The organism is Thermostichus lividus PCC 6715 (assembly GCF_002754935.1).
GTDB lineage: Bacteria > Cyanobacteriota > Cyanobacteriia > Thermosynechococcales > Thermosynechococcaceae > Thermosynechococcus > Thermosynechococcus lividus.
The window spans coordinates 1,480,390-1,503,967 of sequence record NZ_CP018092.1 but is presented as its reverse complement, the minus strand read 5'-3'; the positions used below and the strand labels follow the sequence as shown (position 1 = coordinate 1,503,967).

Here is a 23,578-nt window from a genome sequence, read left to right as displayed (position 1 = left end):
ACCTTTGGGCAAAAGGGAACTGCCCCGCAAGGGGGAACGCTTGGGGAGATAAGCACCGCTGTCGTAGCAGGGCAACCTGATGCGATAAGTGCTGTCGCAGAACCAAGAACAAGAATCCCCTGCCTTTAGGCATGGGGAGTATGTCAAAAGGTTTTGCAACAACTGCTAGAAACCATTCTGCGGGATTCACGCAATCGCTTTCGTCGCGTTGTCCTGGTCGAGTATCCCCGTAGGGGTCTATGGGCAGTAGCCTTTGTCACTGGTACCATTAATGAATCCTTAGAAACACCCTTTTCAGAGCCAATGCTCAGTCTATTTGTGCCCTCCTCCCCCAACCCCACAACAGGCTGGTACGTCATTGCCAGTGAGCGCGAGGTGCAGGACTTAAACATTTCCATTGAAGATGCCTTTAAGCTGATCATCTCCGGCGGCATTGTTACGCCGGAGACACCCCTGCCGCAGTCCTTGACCCCTGCATCATTGCCCCTATCATGAACAGCTCGACCCGCATCGCTAAGTACTCGAGCGCAGAGCTACCGTCAATTAAGCCAACATCAATGCTGAGGAACAACTAATGATAACTGCTCGCCGTGTTGCCCGTGAATTAGCCTTGCTCAGTGCAGCGCAGCTCCTGCGCCAACCCAAGCAACTTAGCGATACTGACTGCCGTAGCTTGATTTTAATGGCCGTGCGTACCCTCGCCAGCGATGTGCGCGATACCTTAGAGCAGGCGGGGAGTGAGCTAAGTGACAGTCAACGGCTGTTACACCACAGTGAATTACAACTTCCCCACCTTGAAAAGGCACAGTCCCTGCTGCAAGAGGCCTTACAACAGGCAGAACGCTGTATTAATCGTGTAGGTGCCGCCTTAGATTTACCGGAAATTCTCTACTTTGCCCACCAAGAAGAGGTGCAAGCCTACGCCATAGGCATTTTGCAGCACCTCCATCGCCACCAAGCAGAAATTGAACAACACCTAGGCGCAGCCATGGTCGATTGGCACGTGGATCGGCTGACACAGTTAGACCGTTACATTATTGAAATTGCCATGACTGAAATGGCCTACTTAGGTGTGGCCAAACAAGTTGCGATTAACGAAGCCGTTGAAATGGCCAAACGCTACAGCGACGAAGGCAGTCATCGATTTATCAATGGTGTGTTGCACCGTATCAGCGAACTCAGTGCACGCGGGGTTGCACAATCCCCCCAATCATAAAGCCTCGGTCACAGCACTAGCAGACATTGTAAAATGAGAAACGACAAGGTCGTTGAAAGACTGGCTAAGCCTTAAGAGTTGAGTTTGTGCTGGTTGATAAAAGGTAGCTCCATCAATGTCTGCTTATACTGAATCCCTCAAACGCTCTCTTTTTCTGACAATCCTTGCGCTCATTGTATCATTGACCATTTCTTTCTTGGTGGCAATCTAGAATAAAACCCTAATCCATTTATAATCATCTATTCATGTGAGTTGAGTGAGCCATGGTTGCCCGTTCTGTAACGACTGCGCCACCCCCCTTGCCCCTTTGGGTGATGTTCCGCCTCGGTTTATTTCAGCTGGGACTGGGGATGATGTCTATCTTGGTTTTGGGGGTGCTCAACCGCATCATGATTAAAGAGCTGGCCGTGCCAGCGACCTTGGTGACGCTTACGATCGCGATGCATCAATTTGTGTCTCCGGTGCGGGTATGGTTTGGTCAACTCTCGGATGCCCACCCCATTGGCGGGCAGCATCGCACAGGGTATATTTGGGGCGGTGCTGTTGCCTTTACCTTGGTGGCCTACACCATTGTGCAGGTCATTTGGCAGGTGGGGGAAAGCCTTAGCCGGTCGGGCTGGAATGGGGTCACGCAGGCATGGATTGCACTCTTGGGAGTGCTGTTTGCCGCCTACGGCATTTGCGTCAGCAGTAGCTCTACACCGTTTGCAGCACTGCTTGTGGATGTCTCTGAGGAAGACAACCGAGGCAAGCTGGTGGGGATTGTCTGGTCGATGTTAACGGTGGGGATTGTTGTGGGTGCCATCCTCAGTGGTGTGCTCTTGCAGCAGTTGGAGATCGACACCCCGATCGCACTGTTGCGCAGCAGTGTGAATCAGCTTTTTTTGACGGTGCTGGGGGTGGTGTTACTCTTGGCGATCGCCGGCACGTGGGGGGTAGAAGCCAAGTACTCCCGCTATGCTGTGCGCACAACCCACCCACAACGCACTGAACATATTACCTTGGGGCGCGCCCTTAAAATTCTGACTGCCAACTCGCAAACGTGGCTCTTTTTTATATTCTTGGTTCTGATGACCTTGAGTTTATTTATCCAAGAGCCTGTTTTGGAACCGTTTGGGGGTGAAGTGTTTGGCATGACCATTGCCGAAACAACGCGCCTCAATGCCTATTGGGGGGTGGGAACCCTCGTTGGTCTCAGTTTGACCGGCTTTTTGATTGTGCCTCGTTTGGGCAAAATTGCAACTACGAAATACGGCTGCTTAGGGGTGGCTGTGATGTTTTTACTCTTGATTGTGGCGGGGGTAACCCAGCAGGCATGGCTCTTTAAGCTGGAGTTATTTCTCTTTGGCATTACCGCAGGAATTACCACCACAGGCGCTCTAAGCTTGATGTTGGATTTAACGGTTGCGGAAACAGCAGGAACCTTTATTGGTGCATGGGGGCTCGCTCAAGCGATTGCGCGGGGATCGGCAACAGTGCTGGGTGGTGCGGCTCTGGATATCGGGCGGCAGCTATTTGGGGTCCCCATTTTGGCCTATAGCCTTGTATTTTGCTTGCCAATGGTGGGCATGGTTCTAGCCATTTGCTTGCTGCAACGGGTGGATGTCAGCCAATTTCAACAGCAGTCTCAACGGGCGATCGCCAGCGTCTTGGCAGAAGACCTAGACTAACGCTTGCTACCACCGGCCGGGGGGATGGCGCGTGTCCTAGTAGCGACCAAAAAAGGAAAAATCCTGCTTACCAAAGTGGGTTACATTGGCAATATTAAAGTGCTCAAGACAATTTACAAGCCAGCGCACCTTGCCACGGCTAAAGGATTGGTAGTGATTAAATAAAATGGCAAAGCGTTTCTCGAGGTAAGGCTTGACCTTTTTGCTCACAAGAACCACTTTCAGCAGTAAGCCAATAGTGGCCGCGGTACCAATATTATTCAACAGGTCAATAAAGACCAAATGATTTGGGTTTTGGGCACTATCCACCACCAAATAGTTCAATGTTTGGCTACAGGTACGCACAATCGTGAACTCATTAACGGGCTGTGGCTGCTGAAACGCTGGTAACGTATCGAGATATTGGTGAAATTTTTGGCGAAAGCGACCGCGCCCGACATCAGGGATAGTATCCGTCAAGTAGTGAAAAAATGCATCCCGAAAATCACGGGTCGATTTTAACCGCTGTAGCCGGTGCTCAAAGTGATTGGCTAAGTCGCGATAGGTATGCCGCTGATCAATTTTGCCAACAAAGTGCTGTACAGAGGCTTTCACCTCTTCAGGGGTAAGTAGGGTTGGGTTCTTAACTGTTGGCGTATTGACATGACCTTGGGCACGCCGAAACTCGCTAGTAAGGTACTGACTGAGATTAACCTCAAATTGCTGTACTGCTTGGCGTTGATAGTGCTCGATGTACTTTAGTTCTTCCGGTGTGGTTTCATCCCCAATCAAGCAGTGATTATATAGGTAGGGATAGCGACGAATCAGTGTTGAAAGGGGGCGATCGCTATTTTTGAGAATTTGGGAAGTATCCTGAGCATCTTCGCGCAGAAACTGAACCATTCGTTGGAGTTTCTGAAAGGCTTCGCTGTTTAAGTAGTCTTTGAGCAGCAGACGCAGTTTGCGCACAATGGGGGCACGGCTGAGGCCGCCCGCAGGCATCGAGACTTGGGTTTCGAGAATCGCCAGAAAATCGGGCACGGCACCTTGTAACAAGGGTCGCGATTGCCAGCGGTTAATTAAGATGTGGCAGCAACGATTGACAAAAGGGCGAAAATTCTGGGAGGCATTACTGCTCGTGACAATGCGATCCATTGCCTCCTGAACGTGGCGATCGGGGTAGGTGTAACCCATGATAAAAAGTGCACGAAACCGCTCAATCACCTGCTGCGGCTGTTCCTGTTGTACACACGCCAACAGATGATCGTAGATTAGTTGATAGTCGTTTGCTTTAACCGACGTATTCATGATGGTGACGCGCTCCTAAGCAGCAGTACCAAGACAGTGCAGGAACACGGGCGGCATACTTATTGACTTACCTAAGCATAATAGGGGCTGAGACTAGTACCGCTAGTGATCTGAACCACCGATTGACTGTGACCTTGATCACTTTTAATCACTTTTAGGAATTAGGAACGTCTGCACATTGAACCAATCTATTCCTCCTGTTCCTTAAGTTTTTCTCTATTATGGAGCATCTCACCCTCAGGCGTGATCGAAGCATTTTGTGCAAGTTGCCGCAATCGCGGTCACACCTTAGTTAGCTATCAAGCGGGGGCGTTGCTTTTCGGGTTTGAGTCTTTTGCCGCCCTCACCCTAGCCCTCTCCCAAAGGAGAGGGAACAAGACTCTTAGCTCCCTTCTCCCCAAGAAGAAGGGTTGGGGATGAGGGAATTCATAGCCACAGTCAGCAACACCTAAGCGGGCAGCGCCGCGCCTACAAGTCGCCTGCAAGTATAGTAGTAGTTTTTAGGATAATAGGGGTGCCTTGGATAAACATGCACCCACTTGTGAATAAAATCCGCACCTATACGCTATAATCCTTGGGAATTCTTTTGGCTGTGAGAGTGAATTATGCGAACCTCGACCGCAACACTGCCGACAACAGATCAGACAACAGATCAAGCGTACCTAAAGATTCAAGGAGGGTATCGGCTATCGGGCGAGGTAAAAATTAGTGGTGCCAAAAACTCTGCCTTGGTACTGATGGCGGGGGCTTTACTGGCTGCGGATACAACCATTTTGCACGCTGTCCCCGACTTGGCAGATATTCGCCGCCTTGAGGAAATTTTACAAGCCCTCGGGGTTAAGGTACAACGGCTAGGGGCAGAAACAATTGCCATTGATGCCACAGACCTGAATACGAACGATCCCCCCTATCGCCTTGTGAGCCAGCTCCGTGCTAGCTTTTTTGCTATTGGTGCGTTGGTGGCACGACTAGGAATTGCACGAGTGCCTCTGCCCGGTGGCTGCGCTATTGGGGCGCGTCCTGTGGAGTTGCACGTGCGCGGTTTGCAAGCGTTGGGTGCAGAGGTCACCATTGATCATGGTGTGGTCACCGCCAGTGCAAGCAAACTCAAGGGAGCACGGATTTATCTTGACTATCCGAGTGTGGGTGCCACCGAGACATTAATGATGGCTGCCACCCTTGCAGACGGGGAAACCACCATTGAGAATGCAGCCCAAGAGCCGGAAGTAGTTGATCTAGCTAACTTCTGCAATGCCATGGGTGCAAAAATTTATGGCGCTGGCACAAATTCAATTACTATTGTTGGTGTCGATCGCCTCCATGGTACCGAGTATCAAATCATTCCCGATCGCATTGAAGCGGGTACCTTCTTGCTTGCGGCGGCAGTGACACACTCTGCCATTACCTTGGCACCGGTTATTCCTGCTCACCTGACCGCAGTAGTGGCCAAACTTGAAGACATGGGGGGCGTGATTACGTTTCCCGATCCCACTCGGGTTCACTTCTCACCGGCTCATCGCTATCGGGCTACAGATATTGAAACCCTACCTTACCCCGGATTCCCAACGGATATGCAGGCTCTTTTTATGAGTTTGCTGGCCATCAGTGAAGGGAACAGTTTAGTCAGCGAAACGGTGTTTGAAAATCGTTTTGGCCATGTTGCTGAGCTAAACCGGATGGGTGCCGATATTCGTGTCAAGGGTAACCATGCAGCAGTGCGGGGCGTTCCCTTTCTGTCGGGGGCACCAGTAACGGGTACAGATTTACGCGCCACAGCAGCTTTAGTGATTGCTGGTTTGGCGGCTCACGGCGAATCCCAAGTCTATGGGTTGCAGCATCTAGATCGCGGCTACTGGCAACTCGAGGCTAAGCTCCGTGGGTTGGGCGCACACTTAGAGCGCTGTGTCCCCATCGCGCCAAAGGGTTAAAATAATCACGAATGACCCTGTTTGGAATGTGGATGGATGGCATCACTCATTGATTGGGACTATTTAGCAGCACTATCAGGGGGCGATCGCAACTTTGAGCAAGAACTCTTACAAGCTTTTGTTGAAGATGCCCAACTCCGCCTAGCCTCCCTAGCGGCCGCAGTGGCTAGCGGCAATTTAGATCAAATAAAGCGGGATGCCCACCACCTCAAAGGATCAAGCGGAAATGTTGGTGTGACCGCCATCCAAAACATTGCCGCTCAACTGGAGCAACAGACGACCTTAGCGGCGGCACAACCCCTTGTAGATGAACTCCAGCAACTCTATCAGGCTGTTGTGAGCGAAGTAGCGGCTTAGTATCCATGAACTGGACCCCACCCGATAGTTTGGCCACAGCGATCGCCCAAGCACAGCAAGCCACCACCCATGCCTTGGCAGACGGTAAGACGCGTCTTCAAATTGAGGTGGTGTTACCAGATCTCAGCCCAATGGCTCTTGCGCACGATTACCTACCTCTCTTTAGCGAGTTAGGCGCGGATCTCAAGGTTTTTTTTGCGGATGCTGGGGCGGCTGCCTTAGCACGTCGTGAATGGGGGAATCCTAGCTATAGTGTTCGGGGGGTCAATGAGTTGATAACGCCTGTTGCGGCGAGCGATCGCGCCGTGATCATTGTTGCGCCTACCCCGGTGGAAGTGACCACGATCGAGCAAATGTGTTTAACTGCGGGCGATCGCCCCTTTATTTTGCTGAATCCAAAGTTACAGGATGTGGCAGTCGTGGGGATTGGCTATGCGGGACGACAACTGCGAGAGCGGTTTTTGAATACACTGGAACTTTGCTACTATCTGCGCCCCCTAGCAGAAGAAATAATTCTGTGGCGGTGTTACCCCCAACCATGGCAGATTTGGCAGTACAGCCCCCTAGGCTCCACCTGCCTAGCTGAATTTGACCAACGTCCTAGTGGCGAGGCCATTGAACGTGCCCTAGCTGCTCAACGTGGCCGCTCCGGTGAAGGTTTTGTTAGTCGGTTGAGACGATTTTTGCGAGCACTACAAACGTGAGGCGGCTCGTGGCTAAAGCCACTATCGATTTATCTCCATAGCTAAAGCTAGGGGTTTGCGTCTCGTTTTTCGGTCAGGCAACGCTGGCAAATGTCCGCAAAGGCTTGGGCAGGATCTGGAGCCGTGAGAATCGGGCGACCTATCACCAAGTAGGAGGCGCCAGCAGCAAAGGCTGCCTCTGGCGTTAGCGATCGCGCCTGATCAGCGGTTGCCGTTCCCGTTGGCCGAATCCCCGGACACACCCGTAAAAAGGATTCCCCCCACAGGGTTTTGATCTGAGCAGCTTCCTGGGCAGAGCAGACAATTCCCCCTAGGCCTGCTTCGTAGGCAAGGCTGGCCATACGCTTGACGTAGGTGGGCACCTCTAGGTCACACTGCAATTGGGTTCGCAAGGTAACTGCATCAATGCTGGTGAGGAGGGTAACCCCAAGGAGTTGGGTGGGGGTATGCGCCAGCGCCGCCTGAGCCGCCTGTAACCCCGCCAGCCCCGTAGCGGTGTGAATAGTTAGGAAGTCAACCCCAAAGGGGGCGATCGCCCGGGCTGCCGCAGCAACGGTATTGGGAATGTCGTGGAGTTTGAGATCTAAGAAAATACGTTTTTCCTCGGCTTTGAGCACCTCAAGAATGGCTGGGCCAGTAGCACAAAAGAGCTCCAGCCCAACTTTCCAGAATTGCACCTGCGGTAGCGCCTTCAGGGTGGCGATCGCCTCGGAGAGGGTGGGCACATCCAGAGCAACAATAATTTTTGCAGCAACAGCAGTAGGGGACTCAAACACAGGCATTTAGAGAAAACAGGTTTAGAGAGGACGGCGCACACAACGTAAGAGCCACAGAGCCACAATAATACCCGTCAGTTGCGCCGCAATGGTATTCACCTTGGCCTGAATAATGAAAATTTCCAAGGGTTCAATGAGCACATTCGTTGCATAGACCGCAGCCCCTTGGGGAATCGACAAAACCTTCAGCAGCAACATCCCCACATTCCATTCAGCCGCTGCCACCGTAAAGATCATCCCCGCCACATTCACCCACAACCCAATATTTAAGCTGCGAATAACGTGCTCCTTGGTGGGTCGGTTTTCTGGGCGATCTAAGCGGCGCCCCAGTTGCGGATAGCGATAGCAGCAGTAAATACTCACCCCCAAAAAGACTAAGCCAATAATGGCCAGTACCAAGCCTAAGGTGGGACTGCCTTGGGATCGATTGAGGTTGAAACTGCGGCTAAAGATGACAATAATCACAATTAGCAGTGAGACAAACCCCAAGACCACCTGAGTCCAAAAGCCAATCCAACCAAACCGCTGCAGTTCTTGGCCAAGGCGGTGCAGTGGTTGCGTTGTACTGCGATGAGAGGGGGCGTTACCGGGGAGGCGTTCCATGGGATCTTGTGAGGAATGGCTCAGGCTTGATCATAGCGAATTATCGATGCGGGTCTTTTTATAGTAGTGATGTGGGCGGGCTAAAACCCCTCCGCTTTAGCGAGGGGATACAGCCAACTCAGGGGGCTTTAGCCCTCTCTATGCGTTAAACTAGAGACGTGGAAAGTAGGCGTATCAACTACGCGAAGAAACATCCTAGTACGGAGAGATCCCGGCAAGTAAGTCACTACCGCTTTGGCGGCAAGCCTAAACCACTGCAAGCAATGGCAGGATGTTGAGCGTATCGAATTGGCTAGTGTTGAAAAGCGCGAAACCACAAACCGAAACATAAACGTAGTCCCAATAGCAGGAATGCTTGAGGTGAGTAGGGGGTCTTTGACTGCTCCCACCCGCATTAAGTTGTGGGTGACAGCTCAAGGGAAAAGCGAAGCAATGTGGCTTCAGCCCGTTGCGTAGCATCCTTTGGGAATCCCCTCTCTTTCAAAGAGGGGAGAAGTCAAGGCTAGGACAGCATATTGCCATCTAGACTTTAACGGATTTGCTGCCCCATAGTTTGTTACGATAATGTGATGTCAATACTACGGACATAACCTTATCCTTATCGTCCACCTCTGATCTTGTGGTTGTCTTCTATGGTTCAAGAGCGTAGTCTCCCCTCGTTATCCGTTCCCCAAACCACTATTACTCGCGAACAGGGGTTAGCCCTTTATGAGGATATGGTTTTGGGGCGTACCTTTGAGGATAAGTGTGCGGAAATGTACTACCGTGGGCGGATGTTTGGGTTTGTTCATCTCTATAACGGCCAAGAGGCGGTGTCCACCGGTGTGATTAAGGCCATGCGCCCAGATGACTATGTGTGTAGCACCTACCGCGATCATGTGCATGCGTTGAGTGCAGGAGTGCCCGCGCGGCAGGTTATGGCAGAATTATTTGGCAAAGCAACAGGATGCAGTAAAGGACGGGGTGGTTCTATGCACCTGTTTTCGGCGGAGCATAACTTTTTAGGGGGCTTTGCCTTTGTTGCTGAAGGCATTCCTGTAGCGACGGGGGCAGCATTTCAGTCGATGTACCGCCGTCACGTTATGGGGGATACCAATGCCGATCAAGTGACGGCGTGCTTCTTTGGTGATGGGGCAAGCAATAATGGCCAGTTTTTTGAATGTTTGAATATGGCTGCCCTCTGGAAATTGCCTATCCTCTTTGTGGTTGAAAATAATAAGTGGGCCATTGGGATGGCGCACGATCGCGCTAGCTCGGAAACTGAGATTTACCAGAAAGCCAAAGCATTTGGCATGGTCGGCGAAGAAGTGGATGGCATGGATGTGCTGGCAGTTCGCACGGTTGCTGAGGCGGCGATCGCCCGTGCCCGTGCTGGGGAAGGCCCAACCCTCATTGAAGCCCTGACCTATCGATTCCGAGGGCACTCGCTGGCTGATCCGGACGAGTTGCGCTCTAAGGAAGAAAAGGAATTTTGGCTAAAGCGTGACCCAATTAAAAAGTTGGGGGCGTACTTGGTAGAGCAAGCTCTAGCGACTACGGAAGACCTACAAAATATCGAGAAAAAGGTACAAGCTAGCGTTGATGAAGCGGTGGAATTTGCGGAAAATAGCCCCGAACCGCAACCGGAGGAGCTTTACGATTACATTTTTGCGGGCGATTAGTCATTTGGTTCAGAGAAAACGCCTAACCGCAGCGCCGTTTTACCTCAGTTTATGACCTAGTAGAAACTAGGGGGGAATTTTAACCGCAGGCTTAAAAGTTTCTAACTCTAGGGTCAGTTTACTGCCACCCACGGTGATGATTCCCATATGTTTTGTAATTGTAGATCACAAAACAATATTGGCAGTCACCAACGCCGCAGCCAGACTAGGCTTAATATAGCACGAGGCTCAGGTTCGCGGGTAGAGCCGACAGGAATTGCGACAAAGAGGCTAGATCATGGTTTTCCACAGGCAGTATCAGATTCCTGTCAACGAATTGAACTGGTAGTTTGACCCACGCGGGCCGCCTGTTCCCGGTACTGCCTGTACCAGTGGTACTTGATCAAAGCTATTGCTGGCGGTTTGCCCTTGAATTTGAACCCCTTGACGCAGTAATTGCTGGGTGGCGGCGCGATCGCCCCCCTGAGCCATCGCTCGGGCTAAGGCTTGGGTGGCATCGTAGGCGGTTGTGGTTCGCCAGCTAATTTGCCCCCGCCATGCTTGAGCCGCCTGTTGGGCAAAGGGATCGTTGGGGCTAGTGCTCCAGGGAACTGCCAAAATCATGCCGTTGATGGCACTATCTCCTTTAATGAGGAGATCGGGCGTATAGAGCTGATCACTGCCAAAGAGTTGAATAGGGGGGGGTTGGGTTTGGTTGGCGATCGCCAAGGCAACGGCATCATTGACCCGGGCACGACTCATGGCCAAAATGGTTGTGTTAGCACCCGCTTGCCGCGCAGTCGTCATCGCTTGGCTTGCATTAAAGCCCGCTGCTGCTGCATTGATCTCCTGAACGACTGAGGCACCGAAGCTAGGGAGGGTAACAGCTAGCTTGGTTTTGAGGTCGTTGCTGTAGGGGCTATCGCTGTTGTAAATGAGGGCAACTTTGGGGTTGGGCACAGTTTTGGCCGCCATCTTAGCAAGGGTATTGGCCGCATTGTCAAGGTATGTTTCGAGCAGTTGCTGCCCCTTCTGGCTCAGGGAGAGGGTTTGCACCTTGACTGTTGTGCCTGCGCCAGTGGTTACACTGGTTGTCAAGGGCGACAGTGCCGCCATGCCTGCTTGTTCGTACCGTTGCAATGCCGCACGACTGTTGGCATCGGCACCATGACCTAGTACCCCCTGCACAGAACTGTTAATTAAATCCTCGGCCAAACTGGTCACACCGTTGGGGCTGTTTTCATTGACAATGGCCACTTCAAGGGCACGATTGGGCGCGCTAGCGTTAAAGTTTGTTTGGTGCTGAGCCACACCGCGTAAAATTTCCTTGGCCGTGTCTGGGCTGCTGCCAATAGGGACAACGGCAGCCATGGTCATGGGCTGTCCTGTTTGGCGTGCCCGGGCATTATTGAGGTAAATGCGAGCTTCCGGGTCATTGGGATCGGCATCGACTAGAGCCTGGTACTTGGCGATCGCCGCGGCCCAGTTCCCCTGATCAAAGGCAAGGGCAGCCTCCTGCTTGAGGGCGGCTCGCTGAGGATTCGGCTCATTGATCAGGATTTTTTCCCCTTGACTGATATAGGCACTGTTGCGAGTACTGGTTTGGCTGATCAATTGGCGGCTGTCTGCATTGGCATTAACAGTGGGCTGTCCTGTGGGGTTTCTATCCCCCAATAGCAAGCGATAGCCTAAATAGCCAATCCCCCCCACTAACCCAGCAGCAGCAATTAACAGCGCCACTAACGCAACCGGAAAGGTTCTCCCTGTTGCCTTAGGATTTGCTGCGGCCATTGCCTCGCGGGGCAGGCCACAGATAACACAGTCTGGCCCAAAATTTTCGTAGGGGGGGTGGGCACCACTGGCATTTGGGTAGCTCTGACCATTTTTAGGGGTGCCATCGCAAATCCATGACCCTGAGGGTTGTGCCATGATGCCTCTTCCTGTAACGACGGCAGCAGCTTAAGCCCGTGCTAGGACTGGATTATCACTTTCAACCTCATCCTGGTCACTCTCTGCCTCGGTGGTAATGGTCATAAACCGCAGAATTGCCTCATTCAGACGCATGGCTTTTTCCATCGGAGCGATCGCCGTGCCGGGTGCTGTATAGGTCATGAGCACATAGTACCCTTCCCGTAGTTTCTTAATAGGATAGGCAAAACGGCGCTTGCCACGATTTTGCAGTTTTAGTTTGGTGGCACCCTGTTCCTCTAACAACGTGCGAAATTGGCTAATAATTTGCTCCAGTTGCTCCTCACCAACATCCGGGCGAATAATGTAGAGGGTTTCGTAAGTACGATTAATCACACGCAAGCTCCTTATGGACTGAAGACCTTTTGAATTTGCATCAAAAAGTAAGGCTTTTTGACTTCTCCCCTCCTTGAAAGAGAGGGGATTCCCAAAGGATGCTACGCAACGGGCTGAAGCCGCGTTGCTTCGCTTTTCCCTTGAGCTGTCACCCACAACTTAATGCGGGTGGGGGCAGTCAAAGACCCCCTACTCACCTCAAGCATTTCTGCTATTGGGACTACGTTTATGTTTCGGTTCGTGGTTTCGCGCTTTTCAACACTAGCCAATTCGATACGCTCAACATCCTGCCATTGCTTGCAGTGGTTTAGGCTTGCCGCCAAAGCGGTAGTGACTTACTTGCCGGGATTTCTCCGTACTAGGATGTTTCTTCGCGTAGTTGATACGCCTACTTTCCACGTCTCTAGTTTAACACATAGAGAGGGCTAAAGCCCCCTGAGTTGGCTGTATCCCCTCGCTAAAGCGGAGGGGTTTTAGCCCGCCCACATCACTCCTATAATTCTAACACCGTAGTTTGCAATCCTTTACAGGAGGTCGGGGGGCATGGTCGATCGCTTTGTGCGAGTACAAACCACGGCGGGGCAAGTGTGCTATGGCACACTGCAATTGAACCGTGAGGTCATCGTTTGGGATGCTGCACCGTGGCTGCACGGGCAACCCACCCCCCAAGTGCTGCGCCCCGACGCTTATCAACTATTAGCACCCTGTTCGCCATCAAAAATTGTTGCCGTTGGCCGCAACTACCCCAAGCATGCGGCGGAAATGGGAAGCACAGTGCCAACAGAGCCGCTTATTTTTCTCAAGCCCCCCACCACTGTGCAAGCCCCTGGTGCTCCCATCTGGTATCCTCCCCAGATTAGCCAACTAGACTATGAAGGGGAGCTGGCGGTAGTGATAGGGGAACGCACCCGCGCCTGCACCCCAACCGAGGCGCTCAGCCATATCTGGGGCTATACTGTGGCCAATGATGTCACCGCTCGAGATATTCAACAGCGAGAGCAGCAGTGGACTCGTTCAAAAGGATTTGATACCTTTTGTCCCCTTGGTCCGTGGATTGTTCGCCATGTGGCTAGCGATGCCCGCTTGCAAACCTTTGTGAACGATGCACCACAACCAATGCAGTCGGCCACCATTGATCAAATGGTTTTTTCCCCCGCCAAGCTGGTGAGCTTTATTAGCTATGTGATGACGCTGCTGCCTGGCGATGTGATCTTAACTGGTACGCCGGAGGGAATTGGCTCGCTTAAGGTGGGCGATCGCGTCCGGGTTGAGGTTGAAGGCATTGGCAGCTTAGTCTCGATCGTCACTACCCCAGAAACACCGTGGACTCCATCTCTAGAACGTATCTACTAAGCCGATAGTTCACCATCGGGAAGAATCGCTTGGGTCATATCCACCACACTGAGATCCACACCGCTGAGACTGGCACCGGTCAAAATCGCTTCAATGAGGTTTGCCCCCCGTAGATCAGCACCGCTGAGGTTTGCCCCCATGAGGTTAGCACCGATTAAAATCGCCGAATTTAGATCCGCCCCGCGCAAGAGTGCCCGTGCCAAGCTTACCCCCCGCAGGTCAGCCCCCACCAACTTGGCTTTGTCAAGGCAGGCATGGCGTAAATTGGCTTCCTTAAACGACACCTCCCGCAAATTGGCTTCTTCTAAGCGAGCGCGGCGCAGGTTTGCCCCAATCAGCACGGCTCGCTCAAGGTTGGCTTGCTGCAAATTGGTGGCTCCTAGGTTGGCACCCCGCAGGTTGGCTTGTACCAGTTGGCTTTCCCGCAGGATGGCATCTGCTAAGTCAGCACCGCGCAGGTAAGCCTCGGTCAAGTTGGCACGACTCAGGTTGGCGCGCTCCAGTTCCGCTAGGGTCAAATCCGCTAAGGTCAGGTTTGCATCCCGCAAGATGGCTTCACTGAGTTGGGCACCGGTGAGGTTGGCTTCACTGAGATCGGCATTGGCCAAGTTGGCACGACTCAAATCAGCCCCCGTTAAGTTAGCTTTCCGTAGCGATACCCAGCGTAGATCCGCACTCACAAGAATCACCCCTCGGAGGTCGGCGCCGCGCAAATCCGCTTGGCTCAGGTTCACGTCGCTGAGAATGGCGCCTTGCAGATCTGCCCCTTGCAGGTTCGCTCCCTGCAGTGCGGCATCGGTGAGATCGGCGCGAGACAGGTCAATCCCTGTGAGAATGCAGCGACTGAGGTTGGCGCGGCGCAAATGAGTGCCGCTAAAGTCGCGATCGCCAAGGTTATAGCGTTTGAGTAAAACGTCAGCATCCACAGTGCGTACTGCTGTCCCCCTCCATAGATCACAACATCCTACGTCACCTATGAGTCTTTTAAGCGAATTCGGACAGTGTAAAGCGTTTGTTGCGGATTCCGAACTTGGGTGGTCACACCCAAGGCGGCAAAGGGTTGCAGCGATCGCGCCACATCTGGTGCCAATTGCGGCAGCAGCAGGCTATTTTCAAACAGACTCAGATCGCTAAGGTTAATATACAACTGCGCCCCGCGCGGATGGGGAATAACGGCACGGTACAGTGGGCTATCGGCAAGGGGGCGAGGTGGCCGGGGGGTAATATCCGCCAAGAGGGACGGCCCTAGACCTAAAAACAGGGTGTTATTGCTGAGCCAGCCGTGCTGGGCAACCGGTAAGCCAGGGGGAATACTCCACGTGGTCATGGGCTGCGGCGCTGGGCTGGTTTGCTGGATCCGCCACTTCAGCCGATCGCGAATTTGCTGATCCAGTTCTTGAAATGCTGCTTCCGCACGGGGGCGATCGTTGGTTTGGCTCAAAAATAGGAGGCTGGGAGCATTGCGCAGCGAGGGCACTGGCACAAATGCAGCGGCAAATTCACCGGTCATCCAAGGCACAAAGGTGCTCTGCCAGTCTAGGCCTGTCAAGTCCTCAACAGTGTCGCTAATCGCCTTTTGCACACCCTGGGGCGTATTTTGCCAGAGGGCTTGAAAGGAGCCAGCACCGTAAAACGCTAATGTTGTATCGGGCACCAGACGACTCAGCTCCCGACTTTGCCCTTCTTGGATAAGGCGCTGTCGGTCTTGGGGGATCCACGTCACGGCTTGCAGGTCAATGTCCTGCGGAGTCATATCGACAGCAGCCACTAGCCCTTCAATGTCTCGGGGGGGGTTCGGTAGTGCGCCATCGGGAGCCGCAGACTGGCTGGCAACAAAGGCAGGTAAATTGACGTAGAGTTCCACGAGGGGACGGCGGGGGGGTAAGTCCTTGATGGCGTGCTGATAATCGGATTTGGTGGCAATACCGTTATTTGCCTGAGCGGTGGTAATGACCTCTTTAAGGGCGCTCTGGTGCCGACTCCAGACAATATAAGACTGATCAGCATGGTTGACGAGGGCGATCGCCCCCTGTTCAGCCGTCGGTAAAACTCCTTTCGCGCTAAAGATCTTGATGCCGTTCACCTCAGTGAGGGGCGATCCCATAAAGCGTTGCAGCAGTTGCTCCCCCATCGGCAGGTTAAGGGTGGGCACAATCCACACAAACGGCGGTTCAGGCAACTCTTGCACCGTCTCTGGGGTCATCGGCAACATCACTAAGGTGGCCTGCTTGCCAATGAAGGGACGCACCTCTTTAAGATAGTCAGCCCCTGCCAACTCAACACCCCTAGGAGATACCGGCCCATAGTCTGGTGCTAACCAAGGCTGACGCTGGAGCAGGTTGCTTTGAGCAACGGCTTGCCATGGGCTAGGATCGGTGGGGAGCGATAGAGTAAACAAGGCATTTTGAGGGGCGATCGCCATTCCCGCTGCGACAGGACGACGACTCAACTGTTGCCAAAGAAATATCGCCGCTGCCACCCCCGCACCAACGACAACAACCGCCACCCCCCCCCATACCCAAGAGCGATGCCGTTGAAGCCGCGGTACTGACGGTTTAGACTGCGTTGTCATAGTGAACCTCGCCAAGGTGATGGTAAAGAGTAGTCCGCTGACAGGGAGTGCGCCCAACAGAGCGAATCGCAGCTTCAAGATCGGCCACCCCCAGAGCTGTGCCGCCCCGCGCCCCCGCGACGGAGGTAATGTGCTCCTCCATGAGGGTGCCCCCCAAGTCATTACAGCCCCAATGTAGCGCCATGGTTGCTCCTGCTAAGCCTAACTTGACCCAACTGGGTTGATGGTTAGGAATCCACTGCCCCAGAAATAAGCGTGCCACGGCGGTCAGTACCAACGTTGGCCATAACCGTGGTTGTGGGTGCCCCACCCATTGTCGCATGGCTCTGGGGGCGTGTTCCCCAACGTAGGGCAGTAGAATAAATTCGCTGATGCGGCCAGGGTAGCCCTTGTCTAAGGCGGTGCGCTGTAGCTCTTTTAGGTGCTGCAAATGGGCGATTTGATCTTGGGGTGTTTCAATATGGCCGCAGAGCATGGTACTGGTTGTCCACACCCCTAGCCGGTGGGCTGTACCAACAATCTCTATCCAAGTTGCCGTATCAAGTTTCTCAGGGCAAATTTTAGCGCGGACAGCATCCACCAGCACTTCTGCGGCGGTGCCTGGCATTGAGTCCACCCCCGTTTCATGGAGGGTCGCAATCACCTCAGCGTAGGAGTGGCCATCTTCGCGGGCAATAAACTGAATTTCTTGGGGGGAAAATGCGTGCAGGTGCACCTGCGGAAAGGCTGTTTTAATCTCGCGGACAAGCTGCTGATAGTACCGCAGGCTCGACCCCCGCACCTTGGCAGCGGGATTCAGCCCCCCCTGCATACAAAGTTCTGTGGCACCTTGGGCGACGGCCTCAGCAGTTTTCCGGAGGATCGCCTCCGTCGTCAACCAGTAGGCATCCGGAGCGATCGCCTCCCGACGAAAGGCACAAAAAGCACAGTGTTGCTCGCAGATATTGGTGAAATTAATATTCCGGTTAATCACGTAGGTGACAATTTCGCCGACCTGCTGTTGTCGGCATTGATTTGCACTGGCTTGAATGTCTCTTAACAGCGGGGGCAGATCTGTGGCGGACGGGGAGACAGTCTCGGCAACAGGCATGGCAGACGCTAAGAGCGTGAGGGCAGTGCTCGCCTCCAAACCGTTACCACTCAGTAGATTGTCTAAGGAAGGTACTCTCAGCATCGGGATGGGGGTTGCAGGAGCCATAGGCCGATACCCTACCAGTATCCTATATTTCACCGATGGAGATCGTGCCCGAATTGCTGCTTGACGCTACGGACTGCGGGATCGATCTTTCTGCAAACCCGTCATCCGTTAAGATTAAAAGATTCAGTCCCATTGTTGTGCCCTCTACTAAGTAATCGGTCGTTTGACTCACCCCACCATGATTTACCTGCCTGTCACCTTACTGCTCTTTATACTTTTTTTGCTGCTCTTTCCCTTTATTTGGCTGGCGATCGCCATCGATGTGGTTGAAGTGGCGGTGGCCAAACTGGGCTTTTCGCCAGGCGTTGCCCTGCTGTTATTTGCTGCGGTGATTTTGGGCAGCACGATTAACATTCCCCTCTACGAGCGAGTCTCGCGGGTCGCGATCGTGCCGGATTTCACAGAGCTTTGGGTCGCTCGATTTTGGGGCATTCCCCTACGGAAGGTTGAGCAAAAGACAATTGTGGCCTTGAATGTGGGCGGCGGGCTGATTCCAACGCTGCTTGCCCTCTACGAATTGACGCGCTCCAACCCCTTGCTGATCATAGTGGTGACAGCAATTGTCACCTTCGTGAGCTATTATTCAGCCCAAGTCGTTCCTGGGATTGGGATTCAGATGAATGCACTGGTTGCCCCCCTCACCGCCGCACTTGCATCTGTGCTGCTGACAGGGGGCTATGGAGCAGCACCGATCGCCTTTGCTGGCGGGGTATTAGGAACGTTGATTGGCGCGGACTTGCTACATCTGCCAGAAATTGAGCGCATGACCCCTGGGGTGCTCAGCATCGGCGGTGCCGGCGTCTTTGATGGGATTGCGCTGTGCGGCCTATTTGCCTTGTTGTTAACCTAGTTCACGTCGAGCGTCTTTGAGCAGGCATAGGTATAGATCAGATGGGGTTGCCACTGGGCGGGCAGTTGTTGGTGGTAGGGCTGGCGATCAAGGTGCATCGGGAGGTTCAGCATAGGATCGCTGCCGGTGGCTACCAAGAACTCAAAACTTGCTAGGTTCGGCCACTGGCAAAAGGTCTCTAACAACTGCTGCACCGCAAGCACGTAGGGATGCTCCGGCTGCTGCATCCAGTGGCGATCGGCGAGATCCGGTTGATCAAAGCCAAAATGGACAATTAAGTCGGGGTGGCTAAAAATAGCTTGGGCAACAGGTCGGGCGTCTTCCCGTACCAATAAGTCCATCCCCGCTGCCAGATGGCGCAGTTTTTCTAAGCGTTCGTAGCGATCGCCCATGCTCAGATTGACCTCTTGCCAACGAAAGGCCACCGTTAACAGATAGGTTTGCAGCAGCAAGTGCCCGAGTTTCTCAGCTTTGGTCGTTAAGTAGCTAGTGTTGTAGGGGGTGGCCTCAATCAGGAGCGGCACGCGATCCACCACTTCTAGGCCATAGCCCTTGAGGCCAGCAATTTTGCGCGGGTTGTTCGTAATGAGGCGAATTTGACGCACCCCTAAATCATTGAGCATTTGGGCACCAACGCCGTAGTTGCGCAGATCTGCCGGAAACCCTAAATGCTCATTGGCCTCAACGGTATCCATCCCCATATCTTGAAGCGAGTAGGCGCGGAGTTTATTCACTAAACCAATTCCCCGCCCTTCTTGGCGCAGATACACAACCACACCTTCCCCCGCGGCATTAATCATTTTCAGGGCAGCCTGCAATTGCATACGGCAGTCGCAGCGCAACGACCCCAAGGCATCTCCTGTCAGACATTCTGAATGTACCCGCACAAGAACGGGGTGGTGGCTAAAGCTGGCCGGATCCCCTTTGACAATGGCCACATGCTCAGAGTGGTCGAGGGAGTTGCGATAGCCATAAATTTGAAACTCTCCAAACTCAGTGGGTAAAGCAGCGACGGCTTCGCGGCGGATAAACCGCTCGTGCTGTAGGCGATAGCTAATGAGATCCGCAATGCTAATAATTTTGAGGTGATGGGTGCGGGCATAGGCCATCAACTCCGGCAGCCGCGACATGGAGCCATCCGGATTCTGGATTTCACAAATGATGCCAGCGGGATACAGTCCCGCCAAGCGAGTTAAATCCACTGCCGCTTCGGTGTGGCCGGCGCGCTTTAGCACCCCTCCAGGGCGCGATCGCAAGGGGAATATATGCCCAGGTCGGCGCAAGTCTTGCGGTTGGGTGCTCGGATCAATCAACGCTTGGATGGTGCGTGCCCGATCCTCTGCGGAAATCCCCGTGGTGACCCCCCAGCGGGAACCGGCATCCACACTGACTGTAAAGGCCGTTTGGTTGCTGTCGGTATTAGTGGTCACCATCAGGGGCAAGTCTAGCTGATCGAGGCGATCGCCCTCCATCGCCAAACAAATTAACCCGCGAGCATTGACGGCCATAAAGTTAATCATGGCAGGGGTCACCCGCGCCGCTGCTCCAATTAAGTCCCCCTCATTCTCACGGTGCTCATCATCTACCACGACAATCACTTCACCGCGACGCAATGCTTCAAGGGCAGCATCAATTGAGTCAAAAGTAAATGAATCGTTCAAGCTAGTCTCTTAGCGCGTTAGGAGTGAAGTTTTTAAGATTTATTTTTTTTATTTTATCCTAGCTCTCAACTCGTCACCATCCGCCCAGCTAGGTCGCCACCCCGCTGCTGCCTCCCACGGAATCGCCAGATCAAGCTCAGGGCGAGTCAGGGAGCCGGACGCGCAGGGTCACCGGCTACTCCCCTACACCGACTCCGAGGAGGAAACTTCCGGTGGTGGTGCCACCTGAGGCTGAAACTGGAACAGGGAGTAAACCACATTGCGGCGGATCATAACCATCATGTCGAGGAATAGCTCGTAGCCTTCGCGCTTATACTCGACGAGGGGATCCTCTTGGCCATAGCCCCGCAACCCCACGGATTCGCGCAGGGCATCCATCTGCTGTAGGTGCTCACGCCAGAGCATATCAATTTGCTGCAAAATAAAGAACCGCTCTGCCTGCCGCATTAATCCTGCTTGGAGACGATCAATCTCTGCTTCTTTTTGTTCATAGGCGGTGCGCACTTGCTCGTGCAAAAAGGCTTGCATTTCCGGCACGCTGAGGTGGGCAATGTGTTCCGGGCGCAAATCTGCCAGTAAATAAACAAATTCCTGTACCTTACTCACCAGCCCCTCTAAATCCCATTCCTCAGAGGGTAGATCTGGGTTGACGTAGGCGGCGATAATATCATCCATCGTTTTTTCGGCGTACTCAAGCACCCGATCCTTCAGGTCTTCCCCCTCGAGCACCCGCCGCCGCTCTGCATAGATTGCCCGCCGCTGGTTGTTCATCACTTCGTCGTACTCAAACACCTGCTTGCGGATGTCGTAGTAGTAGGTTTCAACCTTGCGCTGGGCATTTTCGAGGCTACGGGTCAGCAACCCTGATTCAATGGGCATATCTTCATCAACCCGCAGGGCATTCATAATCGCTGCGACGCGATCGCCCCCAAAAATACGCAGCAGATTATCTTCTAAGCTCAGGAAAAAGCGGGTTGAGCCTGGATCCCCTTGGCGACCGGCACGCCCCCGCAATTGGTTATCAATTCGGCGTGACTCATGCCGCTCCGTGCCAATAACGTGCAGACCGCCTAGCTCCACCACCTCCTCGTGTTCTTTTTTAGTGACGACTTCGTACTCTTCCCGAATGCGATTAAACGCAGCCCGCAGCGCTTGAATGACGGGATCATCGGTAGGGGCTTTTTCCGAGGCGATCGCCAGCATATCCTCGGCTTGCAGTTCAGGAATACTGCGCTCACCGTAGGTTTTAACTGCAACCTCCACCGCATGGCGCAGCAACTTTTCAGCATCCTTGCTGATCTCGCAGGGAAACAAGCTCGTTGAAACCTTCCAGTTCTTAGGTGCAGCTTGACCAAAGCCCTGCCCCCCTTGGCGGCTTTGCATCAACCCCAACAGCATCATTGGATCATCACTGGGAGGCATGACAATTCGGGGCATAAAATATTCCCGCACCTTCAGCCGTGCCATATAATCAGCGTTACCGCCAAGGATAATGTCTGTACCCCGACCGGCCATATTGGTCGAGATGGTCACCGCCCCCTTGCGCCCAGCCTGAGCAATAATTTCCGACTCCCGCTCCACATTCTCTGGCTTGGCATTCAGAAGGTTATGGGGAATTTCCAGTTCCCGCAACAACTGGGACAAAATCTCAGACTTTTCAACGCTGGTGGTTCCCACCAGAACCGGTCGCCCTTGGGCATGAATTTCCGCACACTCGCTGGCCACTGCAAGCCATTTCCCCCGCTCTGTTTTATAGACCACATCAGACAGATCCCGCCGCCGGCTGGGGCGATTGGTGGGTACTACAGTCACCTCTAGCTTGTAGATTTTTTCAAACTCTGCTTCCTCGGTCTTGGCTGTTCCGGTCATCCCCGCCAACTTGGGATAGAGCAAAAATAGGTTTTGATAGGTGATGGTTGCAAGGGTCTGCGACTCGTTTTGAATATCCAGCCCCTCTTTTGCCTCAATGGCTTGGTGAAGGCCATCACTCCAGCGGCGACCCACCATCACTCGCCCCGTAAACTCATCCACAATGACAACCTCACCATTGCGGACAATGTAGTGCACATCCTTGTGGAAAAGTTCCTTGGCCTTAATGGCATTAAAGATGTAGTGCGCCCACGGATCCTGCGGATCGTAGAGATCCTCTACCCCCAGCAACTTTTCTGCCTCGATAAAGCCTTCATCCGTCATTAAGACGTTGCGTGCCTTTTCATCCACCTCGTAGTGCTCCTCATTTTTGAGGCTACGGGCAATGGCTGCCGCCTTCAGGTATTTTTCGGTAGGCCGCTCCACTTGCCCAGAAATAATCAGCGGGGTGCGGGCTTCGTCAATGAGCACCGAGTCCACTTCGTCAATCACGCAGTAGTTAAACGGCCGCTGCACCACCTCAGCCATGGAGGTGGCCATATTATCCCGCAGGTAGTCAAAGCCAATTTCACTGTTGGTGGCATAGGTAATGTCGCACGCATAGCTTTTTTGGCGCTCTTGGGGAGCCATCTGCTGCTGAATTAGCCCAACGCTTAACCCTAAAAATCGATGTACTTGCCCCATCCACTCTGCATCGCGCCGCGCCAAGTAATCGTTCACCGTAACAATGTGCACCCCTTTGCCAGTTAAGGCATTGAGGTAGGCGGGCAGGGTGGCCACAAGGGTTTTTCCTTCGCCCGTTTTCATTTCGGCAATTTGACCATCGTGCAGAATCATGCCGCCGATGAGCTGCACATCAAAGTGCCGCATTCCCAAGACCCGCCGTGACGCTTCGCGCACCACCGCAAAGGCTTCGGGCAAGAGGTCATCAAGGGCTTCGCCGTTCTCCAACCGTTGCTTGAATTCACCGGTTTTGGCCTGTAACTCACTATCGCTTAGAGCCTGAATCTGCTCCTCCAGCAGGTTGATCTCGACCACGTAGGGTTGATATTTTTTAACCTTGCGCTGATTGGGATCGCCAAATAGGGCTTTCAGCATGTGACGGGCACCATGATACAAAGCTATATATTCTACATCCTATAGCAAGTACCAGCTCCCCAACCGCTGCCCCTAGACATACTGGCTAATGTCCTCACCACAAACGTCACTGAGGTACGTTAGGGCGCGAAACCGCAACAGAATAATCTCTTCGTAAAAAGGATTGAGTTTACACAAGGGCGGAATGGTGATCACGGGACGTCCCCATAAAGAAATGCGGCGGGCAAAGGGGCACTGGGCAGGAATCCATCGACAAATACGGTGGGCGATCGCCGGGGTGTCCACCGGTAAGGTCAAGAGCCATTGCCGCAGGGTAGCCATTATTGGAAGGGATTGGGTCATCTCTTGATTCATTGCTGTAGTTACCGCTGAATACTCACCACACTTTTACGGTAAAGATAATCTCAGCAAATATCAATCCCTTAATTATATAAAAAAATTTTATATTTAATAAGTCAAGCTAAAGCTCGCAGCAGCTAAGGAGCACCATGG

Annotated in this window: 19 protein-coding genes, 1 other RNA gene and 1 pseudogene; 9 read left to right on the top strand and 12 right to left on the bottom strand. The window is 53.2% G+C overall.

What is annotated here, in order from left to right; genetic code table 11:
* Positions 1-135 precede the first annotated feature (135 nt).
* The 3 genes and pseudogenes from BRW62_RS07560 to BRW62_RS07550 form a co-directional block, all read left to right on the top strand.
* A pseudogene (locus tag BRW62_RS07560) lies at positions 136-495 on the top strand (DUF502 domain-containing protein); the annotation flags it as partial.
* Between the two features lie 79 nt (positions 496-574).
* Positions 575-1,216, top strand: coding sequence for a transcription antitermination factor NusB (gene nusB / locus BRW62_RS07555; RefSeq protein ID WP_099798940.1), 642 nt, complete (start codon positions 575-577; stop codon positions 1,214-1,216).
* Between the two features lie 263 nt (positions 1,217-1,479).
* Positions 1,480-2,886 carry a BCD family MFS transporter gene (locus tag BRW62_RS07550; protein ID WP_099798939.1) on the top strand — a complete coding sequence of 469 codons (1,407 nt, stop codon included), beginning with the start codon at positions 1,480-1,482 and terminating at the stop codon, positions 2,884-2,886.
* Between the two features lie 36 nt (positions 2,887-2,922).
* On the opposite strand, the gene BRW62_RS07545 is transcribed toward BRW62_RS07550, so the two are convergent.
* Positions 2,923-4,173 carry a hypothetical protein gene (locus BRW62_RS07545; RefSeq protein ID WP_099798938.1) on the bottom strand — a complete coding sequence of 417 codons (1,251 nt, stop codon included), beginning with the start codon at positions 4,171-4,173 and terminating at the stop codon, positions 2,923-2,925.
* 605 nt (positions 4,174-4,778) lie between these two features.
* On the opposite strand from BRW62_RS07545, the gene murA reads away from it, so the two are divergent.
* Genes murA through BRW62_RS07530 form a run of 3 tightly spaced genes read left to right on the top strand, consistent with a single transcriptional unit; the run spans position 4,779 to position 7,162 of the window.
* Positions 4,779-6,101 carry a UDP-N-acetylglucosamine 1-carboxyvinyltransferase gene (gene murA / locus BRW62_RS07540; protein ID WP_099798937.1) on the top strand — a complete coding sequence of 441 codons (1,323 nt, stop codon included), beginning with the start codon at positions 4,779-4,781 and terminating at the stop codon, positions 6,099-6,101.
* 36 nt (positions 6,102-6,137) lie between these two features.
* On the top strand, positions 6,138-6,458 hold the full coding sequence (locus tag BRW62_RS07535; RefSeq protein WP_099798936.1) for an Hpt domain-containing protein: 321 nt from the start codon (positions 6,138-6,140) through the stop codon (positions 6,456-6,458).
* A 5-nt stretch (positions 6,459-6,463) separates the two neighbouring features.
* Positions 6,464-7,162 (top strand): DUF1995 family protein, encoded by a 699-nt coding sequence (locus tag BRW62_RS07530; protein WP_099798935.1) that lies wholly within the window; start codon positions 6,464-6,466, stop codon positions 7,160-7,162.
* A gap of 47 nt (positions 7,163-7,209) precedes the next feature.
* Here the strand turns inward: BRW62_RS07530 and pyrF are convergent, their stop codons facing one another.
* Together pyrF and BRW62_RS07520 are read right to left on the bottom strand one after the other, a co-directional pair.
* Positions 7,210-7,944, bottom strand: coding sequence for an orotidine-5'-phosphate decarboxylase (pyrF, locus tag BRW62_RS07525; protein ID WP_099798934.1), 735 nt, complete (start codon positions 7,942-7,944; stop codon positions 7,210-7,212).
* 15 nt (positions 7,945-7,959) lie between these two features.
* On the bottom strand, positions 7,960-8,541 hold the full coding sequence (locus BRW62_RS07520) for a DUF3611 family protein (RefSeq protein WP_099798933.1): 582 nt from the start codon (positions 8,539-8,541) through the stop codon (positions 7,960-7,962).
* A 632-nt stretch (positions 8,542-9,173) separates the two neighbouring features.
* On the opposite strand from BRW62_RS07520, the gene pdhA reads away from it, so the two are divergent.
* On the top strand, positions 9,174-10,202 hold the full coding sequence (gene pdhA / locus BRW62_RS07515; protein ID WP_099798932.1) for a pyruvate dehydrogenase (acetyl-transferring) E1 component subunit alpha: 1,029 nt from the start codon (positions 9,174-9,176) through the stop codon (positions 10,200-10,202).
* A gap of 19 nt (positions 10,203-10,221) precedes the next feature.
* Here the strand turns inward: pdhA and ssrS are convergent.
* The 3 genes from ssrS to rpsF all read right to left on the bottom strand — a co-directional run bounded on the left by ssrS (position 10,222) and on the right by rpsF (position 12,485).
* A non-coding RNA gene (gene ssrS / locus BRW62_RS07510) (6S RNA) lies at positions 10,222-10,408 on the bottom strand.
* A 91-nt stretch (positions 10,409-10,499) separates the two neighbouring features.
* Positions 10,500-12,110, bottom strand: coding sequence for an amino acid ABC transporter substrate-binding protein (locus tag BRW62_RS07505; protein ID WP_099798931.1), 1,611 nt, complete (start codon positions 12,108-12,110; stop codon positions 10,500-10,502).
* A 30-nt stretch (positions 12,111-12,140) separates the two neighbouring features.
* Positions 12,141-12,485, bottom strand: coding sequence for a 30S ribosomal protein S6 (gene rpsF / locus BRW62_RS07500; RefSeq protein WP_099798930.1), 345 nt, complete (start codon positions 12,483-12,485; stop codon positions 12,141-12,143).
* 543 nt (positions 12,486-13,028) lie between these two features.
* Here rpsF and BRW62_RS07495 point away from each other — a divergent pair.
* Positions 13,029-13,838, top strand: coding sequence for a fumarylacetoacetate hydrolase family protein (locus tag BRW62_RS07495; protein WP_099798929.1), 810 nt, complete (start codon positions 13,029-13,031; stop codon positions 13,836-13,838).
* Here the strand turns inward: BRW62_RS07495 and BRW62_RS07490 are convergent.
* From BRW62_RS07490 to cofH, 3 genes are read right to left on the bottom strand one after another with little or no spacing between them, the layout of a single operon-like run.
* Positions 13,835-14,764: a pentapeptide repeat-containing protein gene (locus BRW62_RS07490; protein WP_099798928.1), complete on the bottom strand. Its 930-nt coding sequence runs from the start codon at positions 14,762-14,764 to the stop codon at positions 13,835-13,837. The two genes, BRW62_RS07495 and BRW62_RS07490, sit on opposite strands and share 4 nt — an antisense overlap.
* Before the next feature lie 47 nt (positions 14,765-14,811).
* The gene (locus BRW62_RS07485; RefSeq protein WP_099798927.1) at positions 14,812-16,410 is read right to left on the bottom strand and encodes a DUF3352 domain-containing protein; all 1,599 of its coding nucleotides are present in this window, start codon (positions 16,408-16,410) and stop codon (positions 14,812-14,814) included.
* Entirely contained in the window at positions 16,394-17,608 is a 1,215-nt protein-coding gene (gene cofH / locus BRW62_RS07480) for a 7,8-didemethyl-8-hydroxy-5-deazariboflavin synthase subunit CofH (RefSeq protein ID WP_227517306.1), read from the bottom strand. Before cofH ends, BRW62_RS07485 begins: the two co-directional genes overlap by 17 nt.
* A 178-nt stretch (positions 17,609-17,786) precedes the next feature.
* Between cofH and BRW62_RS07475 the strand changes: the two genes are divergently transcribed.
* Positions 17,787-18,458, top strand: a complete 672-nt coding sequence (locus BRW62_RS07475) for a DUF1614 domain-containing protein (RefSeq protein WP_099798926.1) — start codon at positions 17,787-17,789, stop codon at positions 18,456-18,458.
* On the opposite strand, the gene ribBA is transcribed toward BRW62_RS07475, so the two are convergent.
* The 3 genes from ribBA to BRW62_RS07460 all read right to left on the bottom strand — a co-directional run bounded on the left by ribBA (position 18,455) and on the right by BRW62_RS07460 (position 23,440).
* A complete protein-coding gene (gene ribBA, locus BRW62_RS07470) occupies positions 18,455-20,119 on the bottom strand; it encodes a bifunctional 3,4-dihydroxy-2-butanone-4-phosphate synthase/GTP cyclohydrolase II (protein WP_099798925.1) in 1,665 nt (554 codons plus the stop codon). The genes BRW62_RS07475 and ribBA overlap by 4 nt on opposite strands.
* A gap of 183 nt (positions 20,120-20,302) precedes the next feature.
* The gene (gene secA / locus BRW62_RS07465; RefSeq protein ID WP_099798924.1) at positions 20,303-23,086 is read right to left on the bottom strand and encodes a preprotein translocase subunit SecA; all 2,784 of its coding nucleotides are present in this window, start codon (positions 23,084-23,086) and stop codon (positions 20,303-20,305) included.
* Between the two features lie 72 nt (positions 23,087-23,158).
* Positions 23,159-23,440: a Mo-dependent nitrogenase C-terminal domain-containing protein gene (locus BRW62_RS07460; RefSeq protein WP_099798923.1), complete on the bottom strand. Its 282-nt coding sequence runs from the start codon at positions 23,438-23,440 to the stop codon at positions 23,159-23,161.
* Positions 23,441-23,578 lie beyond the last annotated feature (138 nt).

Excerpts from the sequence above, each read along its gene's own strand:
- nusB (WP_099798940.1), top strand. The coding sequence starts at position 575 with ATGATAACTGCTCGCCGTGTTGCCCGTGAATTAGCCTTGCTCAGTGCA.
- BRW62_RS07550 (WP_099798939.1), top strand. The coding sequence starts at position 1,480 with ATGGTTGCCCGTTCTGTAACGACTGCGCCACCCCCCTTGCCCCTTTGG.
- BRW62_RS07545 (WP_099798938.1), bottom strand. The coding sequence starts at position 4,173 with ATGAATACGTCGGTTAAAGCAAACGACTATCAACTAATCTACGATCAT.
- murA (WP_099798937.1), top strand. The coding sequence starts at position 4,779 with ATGCGAACCTCGACCGCAACACTGCCGACAACAGATCAGACAACAGAT.
- BRW62_RS07535 (WP_099798936.1), top strand. The coding sequence starts at position 6,138 with ATGGCATCACTCATTGATTGGGACTATTTAGCAGCACTATCAGGGGGC.
- BRW62_RS07530 (WP_099798935.1), top strand. The coding sequence starts at position 6,464 with ATGAACTGGACCCCACCCGATAGTTTGGCCACAGCGATCGCCCAAGCA.
- pyrF (WP_099798934.1), bottom strand. The coding sequence starts at position 7,944 with ATGCCTGTGTTTGAGTCCCCTACTGCTGTTGCTGCAAAAATTATTGTT.
- BRW62_RS07520 (WP_099798933.1), bottom strand. The coding sequence starts at position 8,541 with ATGGAACGCCTCCCCGGTAACGCCCCCTCTCATCGCAGTACAACGCAA.
- pdhA (WP_099798932.1), top strand. The coding sequence starts at position 9,174 with ATGGTTCAAGAGCGTAGTCTCCCCTCGTTATCCGTTCCCCAAACCACT.
- BRW62_RS07505 (WP_099798931.1), bottom strand. The coding sequence starts at position 12,110 with ATGGCACAACCCTCAGGGTCATGGATTTGCGATGGCACCCCTAAAAAT.
- BRW62_RS07495 (WP_099798929.1), top strand. The coding sequence starts at position 13,029 with ATGGTCGATCGCTTTGTGCGAGTACAAACCACGGCGGGGCAAGTGTGC.
- BRW62_RS07485 (WP_099798927.1), bottom strand. The coding sequence starts at position 16,410 with ATGACAACGCAGTCTAAACCGTCAGTACCGCGGCTTCAACGGCATCGC.
- cofH (WP_227517306.1), bottom strand. The coding sequence starts at position 17,608 with ATGGCTCCTGCAACCCCCATCCCGATGCTGAGAGTACCTTCCTTAGAC.
- BRW62_RS07475 (WP_099798926.1), top strand. The coding sequence starts at position 17,787 with ATGATTTACCTGCCTGTCACCTTACTGCTCTTTATACTTTTTTTGCTG.
- secA (WP_099798924.1), bottom strand. The coding sequence starts at position 23,086 with ATGCTGAAAGCCCTATTTGGCGATCCCAATCAGCGCAAGGTTAAAAAA.
- BRW62_RS07460 (WP_099798923.1), bottom strand. The coding sequence starts at position 23,440 with ATGAATCAAGAGATGACCCAATCCCTTCCAATAATGGCTACCCTGCGG.